Source organism: Streptomyces sp. NPDC018263, assembly GCF_055562575.1.
Genome location: NZ_JBVHFA010000001.1, coordinates 121023 through 140424 on the forward strand (window position 1 = coordinate 121023; position 19402 = coordinate 140424).

16 protein-coding genes and 5 tRNA genes are annotated in these 19402 nt (G+C 70.7%); 8 read left to right on the plus strand and 13 right to left on the minus strand.

Annotated features, from left to right (window positions below):
- Positions 1-204 precede the first annotated feature (204 nt).
- The gene (cofC, locus tag ACZ3HQ_RS00565; protein ID WP_467506776.1) at positions 205-855 is read left to right on the plus strand and encodes a 2-phospho-L-lactate guanylyltransferase; all 651 of its coding nucleotides are present in this window, start codon (positions 205-207) and stop codon (positions 853-855) included.
- Between the two features lie 9 nt (positions 856-864).
- Positions 865-1068: a hypothetical protein gene (locus tag ACZ3HQ_RS00570; protein ID WP_031181780.1), complete on the plus strand. Its 204-nt coding sequence runs from the start codon at positions 865-867 to the stop codon at positions 1066-1068.
- Between the two features lie 130 nt (positions 1069-1198).
- Here the strand turns inward: ACZ3HQ_RS00570 and ACZ3HQ_RS00575 are convergent, their stop codons facing one another.
- The 4 genes from ACZ3HQ_RS00575 to leuC form a co-directional block, all read right to left on the minus strand.
- The gene (locus ACZ3HQ_RS00575) at positions 1199-1816 is read right to left on the minus strand and encodes an HU family DNA-binding protein (RefSeq protein WP_467506778.1); all 618 of its coding nucleotides are present in this window, start codon (positions 1814-1816) and stop codon (positions 1199-1201) included.
- Between the two features lie 137 nt (positions 1817-1953).
- Complete coding sequence (locus ACZ3HQ_RS00580) at positions 1954-2184, minus strand: SCO5555 family protein (protein ID WP_030808451.1); 231 nt, start codon at positions 2182-2184, stop codon at positions 1954-1956.
- A 263-nt stretch (positions 2185-2447) separates the two neighbouring features.
- Positions 2448-3041 (minus strand): 3-isopropylmalate dehydratase small subunit, encoded by a 594-nt coding sequence (gene leuD / locus ACZ3HQ_RS00585; RefSeq protein ID WP_467506780.1) that lies wholly within the window; start codon positions 3039-3041, stop codon positions 2448-2450.
- 2 nt (positions 3042-3043) lie between these two features.
- Entirely contained in the window at positions 3044-4471 is a 1428-nt protein-coding gene (leuC, locus tag ACZ3HQ_RS00590) for a 3-isopropylmalate dehydratase large subunit (RefSeq protein ID WP_467506781.1), read from the minus strand.
- Positions 4472-4668: 197 nt separating this feature from the next.
- Between leuC and ndgR the strand changes: the two genes are divergently transcribed.
- Positions 4669-5385, plus strand: coding sequence for an IclR family transcriptional regulator NdgR (gene ndgR, locus ACZ3HQ_RS00595; protein WP_135784271.1), 717 nt, complete (start codon positions 4669-4671; stop codon positions 5383-5385).
- A gap of 192 nt (positions 5386-5577) precedes the next feature.
- Here the strand turns inward: ndgR and ACZ3HQ_RS00600 are convergent.
- The 9 genes from ACZ3HQ_RS00600 to ACZ3HQ_RS00640 all read right to left on the minus strand — a co-directional run bounded on the left by ACZ3HQ_RS00600 (position 5578) and on the right by ACZ3HQ_RS00640 (position 9810).
- Positions 5578-5650 (minus strand) — tRNA-Glu (locus ACZ3HQ_RS00600).
- A 28-nt stretch (positions 5651-5678) separates the two neighbouring features.
- Positions 5679-5750: transfer RNA gene (locus tag ACZ3HQ_RS00605), tRNA-Gln, on the minus strand.
- A gap of 21 nt (positions 5751-5771) precedes the next feature.
- Positions 5772-5844 (minus strand) — tRNA-Glu (locus tag ACZ3HQ_RS00610).
- Positions 5845-5872: 28 nt separating this feature from the next.
- Positions 5873-5945, minus strand: a tRNA-Glu gene (locus ACZ3HQ_RS00615).
- 39 nt (positions 5946-5984) lie between these two features.
- Positions 5985-6056, minus strand: a tRNA-Gln gene (locus tag ACZ3HQ_RS00620).
- 91 nt (positions 6057-6147) lie between these two features.
- Positions 6148-6876, minus strand: coding sequence for an HAD family hydrolase (locus ACZ3HQ_RS00625; protein WP_467506782.1), 729 nt, complete (start codon positions 6874-6876; stop codon positions 6148-6150).
- A gap of 99 nt (positions 6877-6975) precedes the next feature.
- Positions 6976-8460 carry a glutamate--tRNA ligase gene (gltX, locus tag ACZ3HQ_RS00630; protein WP_467506784.1) on the minus strand — a complete coding sequence of 495 codons (1485 nt, stop codon included), beginning with the start codon at positions 8458-8460 and terminating at the stop codon, positions 6976-6978.
- Entirely contained in the window at positions 8444-9229 is a 786-nt protein-coding gene (locus ACZ3HQ_RS00635; RefSeq protein ID WP_030808439.1) for a fumarylacetoacetate hydrolase family protein, read from the minus strand. The genes gltX and ACZ3HQ_RS00635 overlap by 17 nt, the downstream gene beginning before the upstream one ends.
- A gap of 386 nt (positions 9230-9615) precedes the next feature.
- Positions 9616-9810 carry a hypothetical protein gene (locus tag ACZ3HQ_RS00640; RefSeq protein WP_030808437.1) on the minus strand — a complete coding sequence of 65 codons (195 nt, stop codon included), beginning with the start codon at positions 9808-9810 and terminating at the stop codon, positions 9616-9618.
- 598 nt (positions 9811-10408) lie between these two features.
- On the opposite strand from ACZ3HQ_RS00640, the gene ACZ3HQ_RS00645 reads away from it, so the two are divergent.
- The 5 genes from ACZ3HQ_RS00645 (at position 10409) to ACZ3HQ_RS00665 (ending at position 19394) form a co-directional block, all read left to right on the plus strand.
- Positions 10409-14155, plus strand: a complete 3747-nt coding sequence (locus ACZ3HQ_RS00645; protein ID WP_467506785.1) for a sensor histidine kinase — start codon at positions 10409-10411, stop codon at positions 14153-14155.
- 9 nt (positions 14156-14164) lie between these two features.
- Entirely contained in the window at positions 14165-14578 is a 414-nt protein-coding gene (locus tag ACZ3HQ_RS00650) for a roadblock/LC7 domain-containing protein (protein WP_020128762.1), read from the plus strand.
- 111 nt (positions 14579-14689) lie between these two features.
- The gene (locus ACZ3HQ_RS00655) at positions 14690-15088 is read left to right on the plus strand and encodes a DUF742 domain-containing protein (RefSeq protein WP_161189082.1); all 399 of its coding nucleotides are present in this window, start codon (positions 14690-14692) and stop codon (positions 15086-15088) included.
- On the plus strand, positions 15069-15644 hold the full coding sequence (locus ACZ3HQ_RS00660) for a GTP-binding protein (protein WP_030808427.1): 576 nt from the start codon (positions 15069-15071) through the stop codon (positions 15642-15644). The genes ACZ3HQ_RS00655 and ACZ3HQ_RS00660 overlap by 20 nt, the downstream gene beginning before the upstream one ends.
- Before the next feature lie 366 nt (positions 15645-16010).
- Entirely contained in the window at positions 16011-19394 is a 3384-nt protein-coding gene (locus ACZ3HQ_RS00665) for a sensor histidine kinase (RefSeq protein ID WP_467506787.1), read from the plus strand.
- Positions 19395-19402: the final 8 nt, after the last annotated feature.

The following is a 19402-nucleotide window of genomic DNA, read 5'->3' on the forward strand; positions in this document are numbered from 1 at the left end:
GGCCTCTGAGGGCCTTCACCTCGGCCGGGGGCCGCACAAGTGTGACTCCGGGCCGCCGGTCTGTCGAGAACACCGTACGCCCGCATGTCCGCGGCGACCGCCCCCGGACTGGCCTTCACAGCATTCCCCCACACCTCGGGGCGGCTCGGGCCGCCTGGTGGGAGCGGGTGACAATGAGCACGGACAGAGAGGGACGGTACGCCGGTGCAGTGGAGCTTGGTCATCCCCCTGAAGCCCTTGGCGCGGGCGAAAAGCAGGCTCGCGGACGCCGTCGCCGAAGGGGCGCGGCCGGGGCTGGTGCTGGCGTTCGCGCAGGACACGGTGACCGCCGTACTGGAGTGTCCCGAGGTCGCGGATGTGGCGGTCGTCACGGACGACCCGCTGGCGGGACGGGCGCTGGCCGCGCTGGGCGCCCGGATCGTGCGGGACGAGCCGGGCGGCGGCCTGAACGCCGCGCTGGCGTACGGCGCCTCGGCGGTGCGCGCGGTACGCCCGGAGGCGGCCGTCGCCGCGCTCAACGCCGATCTGCCCGCCCTGCGCCCGGCGGAACTGGCGCGGGTGCTCACGGCGGCCGCCGAATTCCCGCGCGCCTTCCTGGCGGACGCGGCCGCCCGGGGCACGACCCTGCTCGCGGCGGCGCCCGGCCAGGAGCTGGCCCCGGCCTTCGGCGGCGCCTCGCGCGCCCGGCACCGCGCCTCGGGCGCCGCGGAACTGGCGCCGGGCAGCGTGGAATCGGTACGGCAGGACGTGGACACGGGCGACGACCTGCGGGTGGCGCTGGCGCTCGGCGTGGGCCCGTACACGGCGGCGGTGAGCGCCTCGTGGTCCGCGCCGGTCCCGTTCGCCGGGCAGTAGGCTGCGGACATGCAGGCCACCGCTTACACCTACGACCCCGAGAGCCGCAGCGGACAGGTGCTCCTCGACGACGGCACCCCGGTGCCCTTCGACGCGGCCGCTTTCGACGCGGGCGGGCTGCGGTTGCTGCGGCCCGGTCAGCGGGTGCGGATCGAGACCGAGGGCCGGGGCGAGGGGCTGCGGATCACCCTGGTGACCCTCCAGACCTTCTGAACAGGCACTGAACAGGCACTGAACGGCCCTTGAGCGGTCGCGGGAACGCACCGCGGGCCGGACTCCTCGGGGGAGTCCGGCCCGGCGCGTGTAAGCCCTGGTGGACCGAGTGCCGTGGAAGGCCGTGCCTCTAGCGGGCGGTGGTCTTCTTGGCGGTGGTCTTGCGTGCCGTCGACTTCTTGGCGGGCGCCTTCTTGGCGGTGACCTTCTTCGCGGGAGCCTTCTTCGCGGTGGTCTTCTTGGCGGCCGCGGTGGTGCCGGTGGCCTTCTTGGCCGGGGCCTTCTTCGCGGCGGCCTTGGTGGCGGCCGCCGTCGTCTTCTTGGCCGGCGTCGCCTTCTTGGCGGTGGTCTTCTTCGCGGCGGCCTTGGTGGCCTTCTTGGCCGCGGCCTTCTTGACGGTCGCGGAAGCGCCGCCGGTCAGGCTGCCCTTGGGCGCCTTCTTCACGGAGACCTCGCCACCACGGGGAAGCTTCTTCGAACCGCTCACCAGGTCCTTGAAGCCCTGGCCGGCGCGGAAGCGCGGGACCGAGGTCTTCTTGACCCGAACACGCTCGCCCGTCTGGGGGTTACGGGCGTAGCGGGCGGGGCGGTCCACCTTCTCGAAGGACCCGAAGCCGGTGACCGAGACCCGGTCCCCCGCGACGACGGCGCGGACGATGGCGTCCAGGACCGCGTCGACAGCATCGGCGGCCTGCTGGCGGCCACCCATCTTGTCGGCAATCGCTTCTACGAGCTGCGCCTTGTTCACGTCTTCCCCTTCGGAGACATCGCCAGAACGAAAGTGTTCAAGCTTTTTCGCACGTTAGGCAGATATATACCGCAAATCAAACACGAAACGGGCTTCTCACCCTTGTGCCGCATCGGATTCGGCGGTCCCGGACGGATTCAGCGGTCCTCTTCGGGCATCCGGCCCGCTTCGAGGTCCGCGGTGAATCGTTCGAGACGCGTTGCCGCGCCGGCGAGATCGTGTTTGGCCGCGGCCGTAATGACCAGCAGCTTCCGGGTCAGCGCCATCCGTACGCCCTCCGGGACTTGCAGTGTGCGCACGGTTGCGTGCGCTTGTTTGAGTTGGTCCGCGACTGCCGCATAGAGCTGGAGTTGGCCGTCGTGTTCCATGCACAGATTGTGCCATCTGGGGCGAGTTGTCGCCTGCGCAGGGGGCAACTGCCGCCTCCGCGCGCCGTTTCGGGGCGCGGGGACGGGGTGCCGACGGAGGGCGCCGGGACCTGCAACTTCGTTGCGGCAAAGGGGAGTTGGGATGTCCACCAGGAGCGTCCGGAGGCGTCCGGACCCGGACATGCGCGTACCCCCAATCGTGGCGATCGGGGGTACGCGGCGGCCGTCGAGGTGGCCGAAACCTTATGCGTGCGAGCGGTTGCTCAGCTCGTCAGCGTGCGGGGCTTGTGCGCGGGGCGGGCGTTCTCGTAGGCGGAGATGTCGTCTTCGTCGCGCAGGGTCAGGGAGATGTCGTCCAGGCCGTTCAGCAGCCGCCAGCGGGAGTTCTCGTCCAGCTCGAAGGGGGCGGTGACGCCCTCGGCGCGGACTTCGCGGGCTTCGAGGTCGACGGTGATCGCGGCTTCGGGGTCGCGTTCGGTCAGCTCCCAGAGCGCGTCGACGACCTTCTGCTCCAGGACGACGGTGAGCAGGCCGTTCTTCAGCGAGTTGCCGCGGAAGATGTCGGCGAAACGGGCGGAGATCACGGCCTTGAAGCCGTAGTTCTGCAGCGCCCACACGGCGTGCTCGCGGGAGGAGCCGGTGCCGAAGTCGGGGCCGGCGACCAGGACCGTGGCGCCCTGCCGCTCGGGCCGGTTGAGGACGAAGGTGTCGTCCTTGCGCCACGCCTCGAACAGGCCGTCCTCGAAGCCGTCGCGGGTGACCTTCTTGAGCCAGTGGGCGGGGATGATCTGGTCGGTGTCGACGTTGCTGCGGCGCAGCGGCACGGCCCGGCCGGTGTGGGTGGTGAAGGCTTCCATCGTTATCGCACTCCAGCGGGCACGGGGGTGTCGGACAGGTCGGCGGGCGAGCCGAGGTGGCCCAGGACGGCGGTGGCGGCGGCGACCTGCGGCGAGACCAGGTGGGTGCGGCCGCCCTTGCCCTGCCTGCCCTCGAAGTTGCGGTTGGAGGTGGACGCGGAGCGCTCGCCGGGCGCGAGCTGGTCGGGGTTCATGCCCAGGCACATCGAGCAGCCCGCGTACCGCCATTCGGCGCCGGCCTCCTTGAAGACCACGTCCAGCCCCTCGGAGACGGCCTGCAGACCGACCCGCGCGGAGCCGGGGACGACCAGCATCCGTACGCCGTCGGCGACTTTGCGGTCCCGGAGGATCTCGGCGACCGAGCGCAGGTCCTCGATGCGGCCGTTGGTGCACGAGCCTACGAAGACGGTGTCCACGGAGATGTCCCGCAGCGGCTGCCCGGCGGTCAACCCCATGTACTCCAGGGCCTTTTCGGCGGCGTACCGCTCCGAAGCGTCTTCGTACGAGGCCGGGTCGGGGACGGACGCCGAAAGCGGCGCTCCCTGGCCGGGGTTGGTGCCCCAGGTGACGAACGGGGACAGTCCGGCGGCGTCGATGACGACCTCGGCGTCGAAGACCGCGTCGTCGTCGGTGCGCAGCGTCCTCCAGTACTCGACGGCCGCGTCCCAGTCGGCGCCCTCCGGGGCGTGCGGGCGGCCCTTCAGGTAGGCGAAGGTCGTCTCGTCGGGGGCGATCATGCCCGCGCGGGCACCGGCCTCGATGGACATGTTGCAGATGGTCATCCGCGCCTCCATCGACAGCTTCTCGATGGCCGGACCCCGGTACTCCAGGACATAGCCCTGGCCGCCGCCGGTGCCGATCCGGGCGATGATCGCCAGGATCAGGTCCTTGGCGGTGACACCCTCGGGCAGTTCGCCCTCCACGGTGATCGCCATCGTCTTCGGGCGGGCCATCGGCAGCGTCTGCGTCGCCAGTACGTGCTCGACCTGGGAGGTGCCGATACCGAACGCCAGCGCGCCGAACGCTCCGTGCGTGGAGGTGTGGGAGTCACCGCACACCACGGTCGTACCGGGCTGGGTCAGCCCGAGCTGCGGGCCCACCACGTGCACCACGCCCTGCTCGACGTCGCCCAGCGGGTGCAGCCGCACCCCGAACTCCGCGCAGTTCCTGCGCAGCGTCTCCAACTGGGCGCGGGAGACCGGGTCCGCGATCGGCTTGTCGATGTCGAGGGTCGGGGTGTTGTGGTCCTCGGTGGCGATGGTCAGATCCAGCCGGCGGACCCTGCGCTCGCTCTTGCGGAGACCGTCGAACGCCTGCGGGCTGGTCACCTCGTGCAGCAGGTGCAGATCGATGTAGAGGAGGTCGGGCTCGCCCTCGGCGCGCCGGACGACATGGTCGTCCCAGACCTTCTCCGCGAGTGTCCTACCCATCGCTTTCCCTCCGGCCGGCCACGGTTCCGCCGACACATCTAGAGAACCTGAGGAAGCGACGCCCGCGCCGTGATCTCGGTGCGTACGGGCGTCCGGCACCGCGCCCGCCGTACGCGGGCCGCCGTGTGCTTCAAGAGTGGCGCGTTCCGCGGAAAATTGAACTTGCGTTTCACAGAGTGAGACGGGAGTATCGTTGCATGGACAACAGTAGCGGCGTCGGCGTTCTGGACAAGGCGGCCCTTGTCCTGAGCGCTCTGGAGTCCGGTCCGGCCACCCTCGCGGGTCTGGTCGGGGCCACCGGACTGGCACGACCCACGGCCCACCGGCTGGCCGTGGCTCTGGAGCACCACCGGCTGGTGGCGCGGGACATGCAGGGCCGGTTCATCCTCGGCCCCCGCCTCTCGGAGCTGGCCGCGGCGGCCGGCGAGGACCGGCTGCTGGCGACGGCCGGCCCGGTGCTCACGCACCTGCGGGACGTGACGGGCGAGAGCGCGCAGCTCTACCGGCGCCAGGGCGACATGCGGATCTGTGTGGCGGCCGCGGAGCGGCTGTCCGGACTGCGGGACACGGTGCCGGTGGGCTCGACGCTCACCATGAAGGCGGGCTCCTCGGCGCAGATCCTCATGGCCTGGGAGGAGCCCGAGCGGCTGCACCGGGGCCTGCAGGGGGCGCGCTTCACGGCGACGGCGCTGTCCGGGGTGCGCCGGCGGGGCTGGGCGCAGTCGATCGGTGAGCGGGAGCCGGGCGTGGCCTCGGTCTCGGCGCCGGTGCGCGGGCCGTCCAACCGCGTGGTGGCCGCCGTCTCGGTCTCCGGACCGATCGAGCGGCTGACCAGGCATCCTGGCCGGATGCACGCCCAGGCGGTGATCGACGCGGCGGGCCGGCTGTCCGAGGCGCTGCGCCGCTCCGGCTGAGCGCTTCCCCTCTTGCTCCCCGTCTCGCTTCACCTCTTGCTCCACGCTTCCACCTCGGGCGGGAGCGGGCCCCGACGCCGCGGCCCGCTCCCGCCCGACCGCTTGGCTCAACGGGGCCCCGGCGTACGGCTGTTGCGTCCGGGCCCGGAAAACAGCGAAGGCCCCTCGCTTGCGCGAGGAGCCTTCCTTCTGTACCCCCGACCGGATTCGAACCGGCGCTACCGCCTTGAGAGGGCGGCGTGCTAGGCCGCTACACAACGGGGGCCTGGACACTGCGTTTCCGCAGGTCCGAGCTGGTCTACCTGGACTCGAACCAAGACTAACTGAACCAGAATCAGTCGTGCTGCCAATTACACCATAGACCAATGATGGTTTAGACCAGTCAGTACCCCCGACCGGATTCGAACCGGCGCTACCGCCTTGAGAGGGCGGCGTGCTAGGCCGCTACACAACGGGGGCCCTAGCGATTCCGAAAGATCGGAACCAGTACCCCCGACCGGATTCGAACCGGCGCTACTGCCTTGAGAGGGCAGCGTGCTAGGCCGCTACACAACGGGGGCTCGCGGATACGATCCGCGGTTGCAGATGAGCTCTGCGAGCTGGCCTACCTGGACTCGAACCAAGACTAACTGAACCAGAATCAGTCGTGCTGCCAATTACACCATAGGCCACTGGAACGCAAGCCCCGAGTGGGGATCTTGTTCTAGCAGATGCGCCTGGGGCTCGGCCTTTCGGCCCGTTCCCCTCGGCGCAGGAAGAACATTACCCGAAGGTGGACGGGGCTCCAAAACGGGTATCCGCGCGGACCAGGGCCGGGAGTTCGGCGAGGCTGGTGATCCGGTGTGCCAGGACCGTCCCGGCCGCCCGCGCGTGGGGGTGGCCCCGGTCGATCCACACGGACATCATCCCGGCCTCCGCCGCGCCCCGCCCGTCGATCTCCGGATGGTCCCCGACGTACGCCACCTCGTGCGGGGGCAGCCCCAGCCCCTCGCAGGCGGCCAGGAAGGCCCCGGCGGCCGGCTTGGACACCCCCAGCTCGACGGCGCACAGCACCGACTCGAACCGGTCCCGCAGGCCCAGCGTGCGCAGCTTGTGCTCCTGGACGGTCAGGCTGGAGTTGGACAGCACCGCGTGCCGGTACTCCGGCAGGGCGTCCAGGGCGGGCAGCACGTCCGGGAAGACCTTCCAGGCCGCCTGGTAGTGGCCGACGTAGCGCAGAAACCATTCCTCAGCTTCGGCGTCGCTCAGTTCCGCGCCCAGGAACGCCCGCACCCGGTCCAGCCGCTGCCCCTCGAACGTGGCCTCCCCCGCCGCGTGCCGGGCCCAGTGCGCCTCGGTCGCCGACCGCCACGCCCCGAGCGCCTGCTCCGGCGTATCGAACCGGGCGAGCAGCCCCTCCGCCAGGAGGTGCGCCCGCATGCCCTCACGGTCGGCGGTGGTGTAGTCGAAAAGGGTGTCGTCCACGTCCCAGACCACGGCTCGGATGCTCATGGGCCGACGGTAACGGGCGCCCGCCCCAGCGGCAGCGCGCCGGAACGCCGAGGGGCGGCATCCGGTGGCCGGATGCCGCCCCTGACGGTGTGGCGTTCGTTACGCCGCGAGCCGCTCCAGCGCCGCGTCGATGCGGGTCAGCGTCTTCTCCTTGCCGAGTACCTCCAGGGACTCGAACAGGGGGAGGCCGACGGTGCGGCCGGTCACGGCCACGCGGACCGGGGCCTGGGCCTTGCCGAGCTTGAGGCCGTGGGCCTCGCCGGCGGCCAGCACGGCCTCCTTGAGGGATTCGGCCGAGGTCCAGTCGGCGGACTCCAGCTTCTCCCGGGCGGTGCGCAGGAGCGCGTCCGAGCCTTCCTTCATGGCCTTGGTCCACGCAGCCTCGTCGAAGGCGGGCTCGGGCAGGAAGAGGAAGTCGACGTTGTCGGTGATCTCGGAGAGCACCTTGAGCCGGGTCTGGGCGTGCGGGGCGATCGCCTGCCACTTGGCCTCGTCGAAGTCCTCCGGCGCCCACGGGGCGAACGGGGCCTTCAGCCACGGCTCGCAGCGCTCGGTGAAGTCCTTCACATCGAGCAGCCGGATGTGGTCGGCGTTGATCGCCTCGCACTTCTTCAGGTCGAAGCGCGCCGGGTTGGGGTTCACGTCCGAGATCTCGAAGGCGGCCACCATCTCCGCGATCGAGAAGATGTCCTGGTCCGCCGAGAGCGACCAGCCCAGCAGGGACAGGTAGTTGAGCAGGCCCTCGGGCAGGAAGCCGCGCTCGCGGTAGAGGTTGAGCGAGGACTGCGGGTCACGCTTGGAGAGCTTCTTGTTGCCCTCGCCCATCACGTACGGCAGGTGGCCGAAGGCCGGGATCTGCTGCGCGATGCCCAGCTCCATCAGCGCCTTGTACAGGGCGATCTGGCGCGGGGTGGAGGAGAGCAGGTCCTCGCCGCGCAGGACGTGGGTGATGTCCATCAGCGCGTCGTCGACCGGGTTCACCAGCGTGTACAGCGGGGCGCCGTTGGCGCGCACGATGCCGTAGTCCGGCACGTTCTCCGGGAGGTAGGTGATCTCGCCGCGCACCAGGTCGTCGAAGGTGATCGCCTCGTCCGGCATCCGGAAGCGGACGATCGGCTCGCGGCCCTGCGCCCGGAACTCCTCAACCTGCGCGTCGCTCAGCTCGCGGCAGTGGCCGTCGTAGCCGGAGGGCTTGCCGGCGGCGCGGGCGGCCTCGCGGCGGGTGTCCAGCTCGTCCTGGGAGCAGTAGCAGTGGTAGGCGTAGCCGCCGTCCAGGAGCTTGCTCGCGACGTCCTTGTAGATGTCCATGCGCTGCGACTGGCGGTACGGCGCGTGCGGGCCGCCGACCTCGGGGCCCTCGTCCCAGTCGAAGCCGAGCCAGCGCATGGAGTCCAGGAGCTGGCTGTAGGACTCCTCGGAGTCGCGGGCCGCGTCGGTGTCCTCGATCCGGAAGACCAGGGTGCCCTCGTGGTGGCGGGCGAACGCCCAGTTGAACAGGGCGGTGCGCACCAGGCCCACGTGGGGGTTACCGGTGGGCGAGGGACAGAAACGGACGCGTACAGGTGCGCTAGCCACGCTTGACAACCTTGTTGGTGAGAGTGCCGATGCCTTCGATGGTGACGGCGACCTCGTCGCCGACGCTCATGGAGCCGACACCCGCGGGGGTGCCGGTGAGGATCACGTCGCCGGGGAGCAGCGTCATGGCCTCGGAGATGTTGACGATCAGGTCCTCGATGGGGTGGACCATCTCGCTGGTGCGCCCGAGCTGGCGCTGCTCGCCGTTGAGGGTGAGCTGGACGGTGAGGTCGTTCGCGCGGGCGAGGTCGATGTCCGTCTCCACCCAGGGGCCGAGCGGGCAGGAGGAGTCGAAGCCCTTGGCGCGGGCCCACTGCTTTTCGGCGCGCTGCACGTCGCGGGCGGTCACGTCGTTGGCGCAGGTGTAGCCGAAGATGACGTCCTTGACGCGCTCGCGCGGGACCTCACGGCACATGCGGCCGATGACCACGGCCAGCTCGGCCTCGTAGTGCAGTTCCTTGGTGAAGGAGGGGTACTGGATGTCGTCGCCGGGGCCGATCACCGAGGTGGAGGGCTTGAAGAAGGCGAACGGGACGTCGGGCACCTCGCTGCCCAGTTCCCTGGCGTGCTCAGCGTAGTTGCGGCCGAAGGCCACGACCTTGTTGGGGAGCACCGGCGGGAGCAGCCGGACCTTGCTGAGGGGCACCTTGGTGCCGGACAGCTCGTGGTCGGCGAAGGGGATGCCCTTGATGATGTCGAGGACGAGCTCGTCCTGCTTGTCGCCCTCGACCGCGCCGAAGGCTACGTTCCCGTCGATGGAGAACCTGGCGATGCGCACGGGATTCTGGCGCCTCTCACTGAGAACCGGCGTACTGACGTCCCAGGTTAACCGGTCCGCGCGTCCGGCGTTCGGCCGGTGGCGCGGACGGCGGTTATGCGGTGCGGAAACGGGGGTGGATTAATTCCGGATTTCCGAGGGCTCAGGACACCGTTCCGGTGGGACGGCAGGCCGGTGGCGGCACCGGCCGCGGGGCCGCGTGAGGCGGCACGGGCGCGTATATGCGGTTATTGCCGGGGGCGGTGCGGAATTCACGGGGCCGGATTACCGGAGGACGGATATGGCGGGCGCCCGGTAAATCCTTCGAGCCGGAAAAAGCGAACGCGGCCCGGTGGGCCGTCACGGTGGACGGGCCGCCGGGCCGCGCTCGGGCGGGCCTGGTGCGGTCAGACGCCGGCCTCGACCACCGCGGAGGCGGGCAGCTCCATCAGAATGGTGCGCCGGGGGTTGGCGGTCCGGTCGGGGAGGTCGGTGGGGTGCTCGGGCAGCTCGGCGATCCGCAGTTCGCCGACGTCGTTCAGGTGCGCCAGCGTCGTGCGTCGCGGGTTCGCCGTCGTCTGGAACATCATCGTCGTCTTCACCGTTGTCGTCCTGTGGCCTCGTGATCAGGTGGGGTGATCGGGTGGGAATGGGCAGAGCCGCTCATCCTGTAAAGCGTCAGGCTAAACATGCGAATCCCCGTCACTCACGTGAACCAGCCGTGATCGGGGTGTGAGTTTGCTCACTGCGAGCCACGCAAATGGGTTAATTCAGACTCCCGCCCCTGGGCGATGAAACGGACATTGCTCATCTGAACCCACCATTCCGCTCCTGATCATGGCGACTGGGACACCGTTCGAGCCTCCCGTACTGGCGATCGACTCGCCGGAATTGCCCGCCTATACGGGTGATCCGGTTCCACCCGTCGTGACCCCCGGATCACGCGCCGTCACGTTGGTCACAGCTAGGGGTGCGTCCCTTGTTGGAGATCCGGCACTGTGCTGGAATGCCACGGACCGCCGCGGGAACGAGCCGGCGCAGGGGGCGCGACGCCGCGCCGAGTGGCGGTGAGACAGGGGGGAATCCAGCGCCGGTCACTCAAGACCACACGGGGGGCGTATTCAGGGCGCCCTTCATGACGCCGACACCGTGTCCCGCCGTTCGCGCGGAGGGGCGCCTGGTCCAGAGGTTGCGACGCTAGTGCAGGGACGTTTCAAGAGGGATGGCAGCGCTTCGGCCGAGCCGGAGTCGCACGGCGGGACTGCCCCCATGGCCGGCGGCTCCTCGCACCAGCACGCCCAGAGCGCCGGCCCGGCACCGTCCGGCGACAAGGGCGAGCGCGGGGGACGCCCCGGCGCGTCCGCCCCGGCCGGCGCGTCCGGCACCACGTCGACGGCGCCCGCCGCCAAGACCACCAGGAGCACGCCCAGCACCGGCTCCCGCGTGGCGCTGCGCAACTGGCGCATCTCCACGCGTCTGGTGTCGCTGCTCGCGCTGCCGGTGGTCGCGGCCACCACGCTCGGTGGCCTGCGCATCGGCGACTCGATGGAGGACATCAAGCAGCTCGACAACATGAAGCTGCTGACCGAGATGACCCAGCGCGCGACCGAGCTGGCCCACGCGCTCCAGGAGGAGCGCGACCAGTCCGCCGGTCCCCTGGCGCACGGTCTGAAGTCGTCCGACTACACGGTCAAGGGATTCCGCGACAAGACGGACAACGCGAAGAAGACCTTCGAGGACTCCGCCGAGGACATCGACGCGGCGAGCAAGGACGGCAACCTCCAGGGCGTCCGCGACACCCTGGTCGGCCTGGTCTCCCAGCTCGACGCGCTCGGCAAGATCCGCCGGGACGCGTACGCCTCCGAGGGCAACTCGACCCAGACCGTCGAGGCGTACCACCGGCTGATCACCCAGCTCATCGACCTCTCCCAGGACATGGCCGAGGCGTCGAGCAACCCGGAGATGATCCAGCGCACCCGCGCCCTGGCCGCGTTCTCCACGGCCAAGGAGTACGCGTCGGTGCAGCGGGCCGTCATCGCGGCCGCCCTGCCCGCCAGCAACGCCACCAAGGGCGACCTGTCGACCAACGACCGCCTCTACGGCGAGGCCGCGTACGACAGCGAGGGCTCCGAGCTCAACATCTTCCGCAAGGTCTACGCGAGCCAGGGCGCCGAGGAGATCCTCAAGCCCATCGACGAGAACAACCCGACGATCCAGGCGGCGGACCTCTACGCCAAGCGCGTCTTCGAGTCGCGCGACGGCCTGGCGGGGCAGCCGGCCCGCTCGTACCTGGACTGGATGGACGACAGCTCCACCAAGATCCAGCAGATGAAGAAGATCGAGCACGAGCTGCTCGACAACATGGAGCAGAAGGCCCGCCAGTTGAAGGCGACCTCCGAGCAGGAGGCGATCCTCTCCGGTGTGCTGATCCTGCTCGTGCTCGGCGTCTCGCTGGTCGGCGCGTTCGTCGTGGCCCGGTCCATGATCCGCTCGCTGCGCCGCCTCCAGGACACCGCCACCAAGGTCGCCCAGGACCGCCTGCCCGAGCTGGTCAAGCAGCTCTCCGAGTCCGACCCGCAGGACGTGGACACGTCCGTGGAGTCGGTCGGTGTGCACTCGCGGGACGAGATCGGCCAGGTGGCCGCGGCCTTCGACCACGTGCACCACGAGGCGGTCCGGCTCGCCGCCGAGCAGGCGCTGCTGCGAGGCAACGTCAACGCGATGTTCACCAACCTCTCGCGCCGCTCCCAGGGTCTGATCCAGCGTCAGCTCTCGCTCATCTCCGAGCTGGAGTCCCGCGAGGCCGACCCGGACCAGCTCTCCTCGCTGTTCAAGCTCGACCACCTCGCGACCCGCATGCGCCGTAACGGCGAGAACCTCCTCGTCCTCGCCGGTGAGGAGCCCGGCCGCCGCTGGACCCGCCCGGTCCCGCTGGTCGACGTGCTCCGCGCCGCCGCCTCCGAGGTGGAGCAGTACGAGCGCATCGAGCTGGCGTCGGTGCCGAGCACCGAGGTCGCCGGCCGCGTCGTCAACGACCTCGTGCACCTCCTCGCCGAGCTGCTGGAGAACGCCACCTCGTTCTCCTCCCCGCAGACCAAGGTCAAGGTCACCGGTCACGCGCTGCCCGACGGCCGCGTGCTGATCGAGATCCACGACACCGGCATCGGCCTCTCCCCCGAGGACCTCGCCGCGATCAACGAGCGCCTCGCCGCGCCGCCCACCGTGGACGTGTCGGTCTCCCGCCGCATGGGTCTGTTCGTGGTCGGCCGTCTGTCGCAGCGCCACGGCATCCGCATCCAGCTCCGCCCGTCCGACTCCGGTGGTACGACCGCGCTGGTCATGCTGCCCGTCGACGTCGCCCAGGGCGGCAAGAAGCCCGCTCCGGGCAAGGCCGGCGGCCCCGGCGCCGGTGGCGGTCCCGCCGCCGCGCAGGCCGCGGCCGGTGCCGCCGCGGCGCGCCGGAACAACGGCGGTGGCGGTGGCGGCGCCCTCGGCGGCGCCCCGGCCGGTGGCGGACTCCTGGCGGGCGGCCCCGGCCAGCGCGGCCAGGTCGGCGCGGGCCAGGGTCCGCGCGCGGCGCTTCCCGGCAACGGCCAGAACGGCGGCCGCCCCGGCGGTCCCGGTGGCGCCCGTGGCCCGCAGGGTCCCGGTGCCTTCCAGCAGAACCAGCCCGGCCAGCAGAACCGTCCGGCTCCCGCCCAGGCTTCCGGCCAGCAGCAGGACGCCTTCGGCGGCCGCGGCCCGGCCCAGCAGCAGCGTGGTGGCGCCGGTGCCGAGCAGGGGCGTCAGCCGCAGTTGCCGCCGCGCGGCGGCCCGCGTGCCGAGCTGCCCGGCGGCAACCCGGCCGCGCTGGACGTGCCGCGCGGCCACGACGAGCAGAACCCGTCGCAGACCGCGCGCATGCCGCGTATCGACGACCGGCAGGGCATGGGCGGCACCGCCGAGATGCCCCGCGTCGACGCGCAGGACCCCTCGCAGACCGGCGGCTTCCCCCGCCAGGACCTGTATGGCGCGGGCGAACAGCAGCAGCACACCGGGCAGTTCGCCCGGCCCGGCGCGGGCGGGGCCCAGCACACGGGGCAGTTCCAGCGGCCGGGTGCCGGCGACCCGCAGAACATGGGTCAGTACCAGCAGCCCGGCGCCCAGCAGGCGGGCGGTCACGGCCGTCAGCAGGGCGGCGACGAGTACACCCGCCCCGACCTGTTCGGCGGCCCCCAGGGCCAGCAGCAGAACCCGCAGGCCCCCCGGTCCCCGCAGCACACCGGCCAGTTCCCGGTCCAGCAGCAGGGCTACGACGCGTACCAGGCCGGCCACACAGGCCAGCACGCGCTGCCCGCCCGCCCGGCGCAGCACCAGAACGGCAACCAGGCCGCGCAGAACCCGAACCCGGCCGGCAACACCAGTCAGTTCGAGCAGCAGCGGCCCGCCGCCCCGCAGCGTCCGGCGCGTCAGGCGCCGGCCGACAACTGGGCGCTGCCCCCGGCCCCGGCGGGCAACGCCGGTGACGGCCGTACCCCGCTGTACGACACGCTGGAGACCAACTGGTTCCAGCAGGAACAGCAGCAGCAGTCGGAGTCCGCTCCGGCCGCCGCCCCTCAGCAGCCGCAGGCGCAGGCCCCCACGCCCGCCCCGCAGCAGTCGTCGTCCACCACCGGCTCGTGGCGCACCTCTCCGAACGACGAACTCGTCCGGCAGGCGGAGCGCGTACGGCAGCCCGCGGCGGGCGGTGTCACCACCTCCGGTCTGCCGCGCCGTGTGCCCAAGGCGAACCTCGTCCCGGGCACGGCACAGCAGCAACAGCACCACAGCGGTCCGCAGGTCTCCCGTGCGCCTGACGACGTACGCGGCCGGCTGACCAATCTCCGTCGGGGTATCGCTCAGGGCCGTCAGGCCGGGGGCGGCCAGACCGGCAGCTTCCCGAGCCCCACTCACCAGCAGGAGCGTTAGTTGAGTCCGATGAGCCAGGCGGCACAGAACCTGAACTGGTTGATCACCAACTTCGTGGACAACACCCCAGGGGTGTCGCACACGGTGGTGGTCTCCGCCGACGGCCTTCTGCTGGCGATGTCCGAAGGCTTCCCGAGGGACCGCGCCGACCAGTTGGCGGCCGTCGCGTCCGGCCTGACCTCTCTCACGGCCGGGGCGTCCCGGATCTTCGAGGGTGGCAGCGTGGCGCAGACCGTCGTCGAGATGGAACGCGGCTTCCTGTTCCTCATGTCCGTCTCGGACGGGTCGTCCCTCGCGGTCCTCGCGCACCCCGAGTGCGACATCGGCCTCGTGGGCTACGAGATGACCCTGCTCGTCGACCGCGCGGGTGCGGTACTCACCCCGGACCTGCGCGCCGAACTACAAGGCAGTCTGCTCCACTGACCCACCCCGGCACCACCCACCACACGAAACAACCGTCCGGCCGCCACAATCCCCCCACCGGCCCCGTCAGACGGCACGACTGACCAACTTGCTGTCCCGCCCGGAGGATTCATGACCCCGCCCAACGCCTCTCATGATCCGTACGCGGACCCGTACGGCGATGAGGGCGACCAGCCACTGGTACGTCCATACGCGATGACCGGTGGCCGGACCCGGCCGCGCTACCAGCTCGCCATCGAGGCGCTGATCAGCACCACGGCCGACCCGGCAGCGCTGATGGGAATGCTCCCTGAGCACCAGCGCATCTGCCACCTGTGCCGGGAGGTCAAGTCGGTAGCGGAGGTCTCCGCGCTTCTGGCCATGCCCCTCGGCGTGGCCCGCATTCTGGTGGCCGACCTCGCCGAGGCCGGCATGGTCGCCGTTCACCAGCCGGGCGGCGACGAGAACAACGGCGGCGCTCCCGATGTGACGCTGCTCGAAAGGGTGCTCAGTGGACTTCGCAAGCTCTGACTCGGGGCGGGCCACGACCTCCGCCAAGATCGTGGTGGCGGGCGGCTTCGGCGTGGGCAAGACCACGTTCGTGGGCGCCGTCTCGGAGATCAACCCGCTGCGTACCGAGGCCGTCATGACGTCCGCGTCAGCGGGCATCGACGACCTCACCCACACCGGGGACAAGACCACCACCACGGTGGCCATGGACTTCGGCCGCATCACCCTGGACCAGGACCTGATCCTGTACCTCTTCGGTACCCCCGGTCAGGACCGCTTCTGGTTCATGTGGGACGACCTCGTGCGCGGCGCCATCGGCGCGGTGGTGCTCGTGGACACGCGCCGGCTCGCGGACTGCTTCCCGGCCGTGGACTACTTCGAGAACTCGGGTCTGCCGTTCGTCGTCGCCCTCAACGGCTTCGACGGCCAGCAGCCCTACAACCCGGACGAGGTCCGCGAGGCGCTCCAGATCGGACCCGACGCTCCGATCATCACGACCGACGCCCGGCACCGCTCGGACGCCAAGAGCGCGCTGATCACCCTGGTCGAGCACGCGCTGATGGCCCGCCTGCGGTAGGGCTCAAGTGCGATCTGCCGTAAGGCAGTTGTCGTAGCGCACCCGGAGCCGGCTGTGGCCTTTGACACGGTCGGCTCCGGTGTTCATAACAGTTCGGCAGAGGAAATCCCGTACTTCGCCACGCGACGCGGTCGACCGGTACCGCTGCGCTCACAAAGTCCTTGCCATTTGCGGGGCTCGCTCGCTAATGACCCGTTTTATCTGCTGCTTACAACGGCGCCGCCCCCGTTTGTTACTGCCCAGGTCGACATGCTGGAATGCCTGAACTGCCCAGGGGTCAAAGACGTACTGAGCGGTCGAAGAGGAACCGGGCTCTGAGAGACTGCGGCACGACAGGTGCCGACCCGCCGAGAGGTTGTTGGTCGAGTGAGGCGAAGCAAGAACGGTCCCGAGCCGTCGGCACGGGGCAACTTCACCCCGCCGCCGCGCGCTGCGGCGCCCACCCCTGTGGTGGCCGGACCGGAGCCGGAGGCCGCTGCCGCGTCCAGCGGGGGCCGCTTCTCCCCGCGCAACTGGCGTGTGCCGACCAGGCTGAACGCGATCCTGCTCATACCTGTGCTGGTCGCCCTCGTCATGGGCGGCTTCCAGGTGAAGAACTCGATCGACACCTGGCGGGACGCGGAGGACGCGGAGAACACCGCGATCCTGGTGCAGACGTCCCTGTCCTACGCCGACGCGCTGTACAACGAGCGTGACCTCAGCGCCGCTCCCCTGCTCAAGGGCAAGGCGGCCACGGCCCAGGACAAGGCCACCGTCGAGGCGGCCCGCAAGAACACCGACCAGGCCGCCGCCGCCTTCAGCCGGGCCGCGCAGAACATGCCGGCCAAGCCGGGCCTGGAGCGCCGCCTGAAGCTGTTCCGCGAGGCCGAGCCCTTCCTCCAGACGCTGCGCGCGGGCGCCTACGGCCCCAAGTTCACCGGCGTCCAGACCGAGGAGGGCTACGTCAAGGTCGCCCACCCGCTCATGGAGTTCGCCAACGAGCTGGGCCTGGGCACCGGAAACATCACGTCCTACGGACGTACCGTCTACGCCATCTCGCTGACCAAGGCCGCGCTGTCGCTGGAGCGCTCGATCGGCATGCACATGCTGATCAAGCCCGGCCCGGACGCGCCCAACCTGGCGAGCCAGCGCGTGGCCCTCTCCTCCTACGCCTACCTGGAGGGCATCGCCGTCGAGGAGTACCTCGGCGGTGGCACCCAGGCCGACGCGGACCGGCTGGAGCAGGAGAAGCGGGACATCCAGAACCAGGGTGCCGCGCTGGCCTCCGAGGCCAAGTCGAAGGACCCCTCGTACAAGGCGCCGCCGTCCGACCCGCAGAAGATGGTCGTGGCGCTGGCCCAGCTCAACTCGACCGACCCGCTGCTGCGCCAGCAGCTCGCGGTGCAGGGCATCACCCCCGCCAACTGGTGGGCGGTCAACACGCTGAAGTTCAAGGCGTACCGCTCCATCGAGTCGGACATGGCCGACAAGGCGGTGAGCGAGGCGTCCGGCATCGCCGACGACGCCAAGACCTCCGCGATCATCACCGGTGTCGCCGTCGTCCTGGTCCTGCTGCTGGCCTTCATCCTGGCCGGTACGGTCGCCCGCCAGATGAGCCGCGCGATGCGCCAGCTCCGCAACGCCGCCTTCGGCATCGCCGAGCAGCGCCTGCCGATGCTGGTCGACCAGCTCTCCCGTACCGACCCCGGCCGGGTCGACACCCGGGTCGCCCCGATCCCGATCCACACCAAGGACGAGATCGGCGAGGTCGCCCGCGCCTTCGACCAGGTCCACCGCGAGGCGGTGCGGCTCGCCTCCGAGCAGGCGCTGCTGCGGGGCAACATCAACGCGATCTTCACCAACCTGTCGCGCCGCAACCAGTCGCTGATCGAGGGCCAGTTGACCCTGATCACCGACCTGGAGAACAACGAGGCCGACCCGGACCAGCTCGAGAACCTCTTCAAGCTGGACCACCTGGCCACCCGTATGCGCCGCAACGGCGAGAACCTGCTGGTCCTCGCCGGCGAGGAGCCCGGCCGCCGCTGGGACCAGCCGGTCCCGCTGGTCGACGTGCTGCGCGCCGCCTCCTCCGAGGTGGAGCAGTACGAGCGCATCGAGCTGTCCGGCGTCCCGGAGGCCGAGATCCACGGCCGCGCGGTCACCGACCTCGTGCACCTGCTCGCCGAGCTGCTGGAGAACGCCACCACGTTCTCCTCCCCGCAGACCAAGGTCCGCGTCACCGCGACCCGTCTCCCCGACGGCCGCGTGATGATCGAGATCCACGACAAGGGCATCGGCCTCACCGCCGAGGACTTCGCGGACATCAACCACAAGCTGGCGAACCCGCCGACCGTGGACGCCGCGATCTCCCAGCGCATGGGTCTGTTCGTGGTCGGCCGGCTGTCCGACCGGCACGGCATCCGGGTCCAGCTCCGCCCCTCGGGCGAGCAGGCCGGTACCACCTCCCTGGTCATGCTGCCCGACGCGATCACCCACGGTGGTGGCGGCGAGACGCAGATCGAGCGCGAGGAGTTCACGGTCTCGCAGATCATCCCGGAGCAGCAGTTCGCCGGCGAGAGCTTCAGCCCCCAGCCGCAGGCGCAGGCACAGCCGATGCGCACGGCGGCGGAGCTGGGCTTCGACGACAGCCGCTACAACGAGGTGCCCGACGACCTCCGCGATCTGGACCCGGTCGGCCGTTCCCTGGAGCGCGAGGAGCGCCGGGCGGCCCTGGAGGCCCAGGCGCACGGACCGCAGGACGGTGCCGAGGCCGGCCGGCCCGGCTACCAGGACGGCTTCGAGCAGGCGCCCGGCGGCTACCCGGAGAACGGCTTCCCCGAGCAGCGGCAGCCGCAGGCGGACGCCTACGCCGAGCAGCAGGCGTACCAGGAGCAGCAGCAGCCCGCCTACGACGAGCAGTACTTCGGGCAGGACAACGGCTACCCGCAGTCCGGTTACCCCGATCAGGGCCAGAACGCCCCGGCCGGCGACGCCTTCGGCGGCTACGAGGGTCAGCAGCAGTCCTTCCAGGACGACTGGCCCCAGCAGCAGCAGAACGGTTACCAGAACGGCTACCCGGCGCAGTACGCTGCGGAGCCGGAGCAGGGCCAGGCCGCCGACCGCGGTGACCTGGGGTCCAACGGCCACAATGGCCACGGCGGCCACGGCGGCTTCGAGCGTCCGGCGCCGGGCGGTCCGGCCGCGGGCGGCGTGACCAACGCGGGTCTGCCCCGCCGCGGTGGCGCGGGCGGCTCGGCTCCGCTGGGCAGCTCCGGCGGTCTGAACGTGAACGGTTCGGGCGGCCTGGGTTCCAGCGGCCTCGCCTCCAACGGGCCGCACGGTCCGAACGGCGCCAACGGCTCGAACGGACTGAACGGTTCGGGCGGGCTGAACGGCTCCGCCGGCGCGAACGGCGCGTCGCTCGGCCGCCAGGGGGCCCCGGCCTCCGCGGGCAACGGCCCCGACGACTGGCGGTCGGCGAACGACGAGCGCTGGCAGCAGGCTTCGCAGCTCCGTAAGCCCAAGGCGGGCGGGGTAACGTCCTCCGGCCTGCCGCGGCGGGTACCCAAGGCCAACCTGGTCGAGGGCACCGCCGAGAGCACCCCTCAGGGGGGCCCACAGGTCTCCCGAGCCCCGGAGGATGTCCGGGGCAGGCTGAGCAACCTGCGTCGAGGCGTCCAGCGCGGACGCAGCGCAGGCAGTGAAACGAACGGCCAGGCAACCACCAATCAGCACGGTGGTCCTGACAGCACCTACGACCAGGAGCGTTAGTGTGAGCC

Bases quoted from the DNA above. Each gene is read 5' to 3' on its own strand.
- ACZ3HQ_RS00570 (WP_031181780.1), top strand. From the start codon at position 865: ATGCAGGCCACCGCTTACACCTACGACCCCGAGAGCCGCAGCGGACAG.
- ACZ3HQ_RS00580 (WP_030808451.1), bottom strand. From the start codon at position 2,184: ATGGAACACGACGGCCAACTCCAGCTCTATGCGGCAGTCGCGGACCAA.
- leuD (WP_467506780.1), bottom strand. From the start codon at position 3,041: ATGGAAGCCTTCACCACCCACACCGGCCGGGCCGTGCCGCTGCGCCGC.
- leuC (WP_467506781.1), bottom strand. From the start codon at position 4,471: ATGGGTAGGACACTCGCGGAGAAGGTCTGGGACGACCATGTCGTCCGG.
- ndgR (WP_135784271.1), top strand. From the start codon at position 4,669: ATGGACAACAGTAGCGGCGTCGGCGTTCTGGACAAGGCGGCCCTTGTC.
- ACZ3HQ_RS00625 (WP_467506782.1), bottom strand. From the start codon at position 6,876: ATGAGCATCCGAGCCGTGGTCTGGGACGTGGACGACACCCTTTTCGAC.
- ACZ3HQ_RS00650 (WP_020128762.1), top strand. From the start codon at position 14,165: ATGAGCCAGGCGGCACAGAACCTGAACTGGTTGATCACCAACTTCGTG.
- ACZ3HQ_RS00655 (WP_161189082.1), top strand. From the start codon at position 14,690: ATGACCCCGCCCAACGCCTCTCATGATCCGTACGCGGACCCGTACGGC.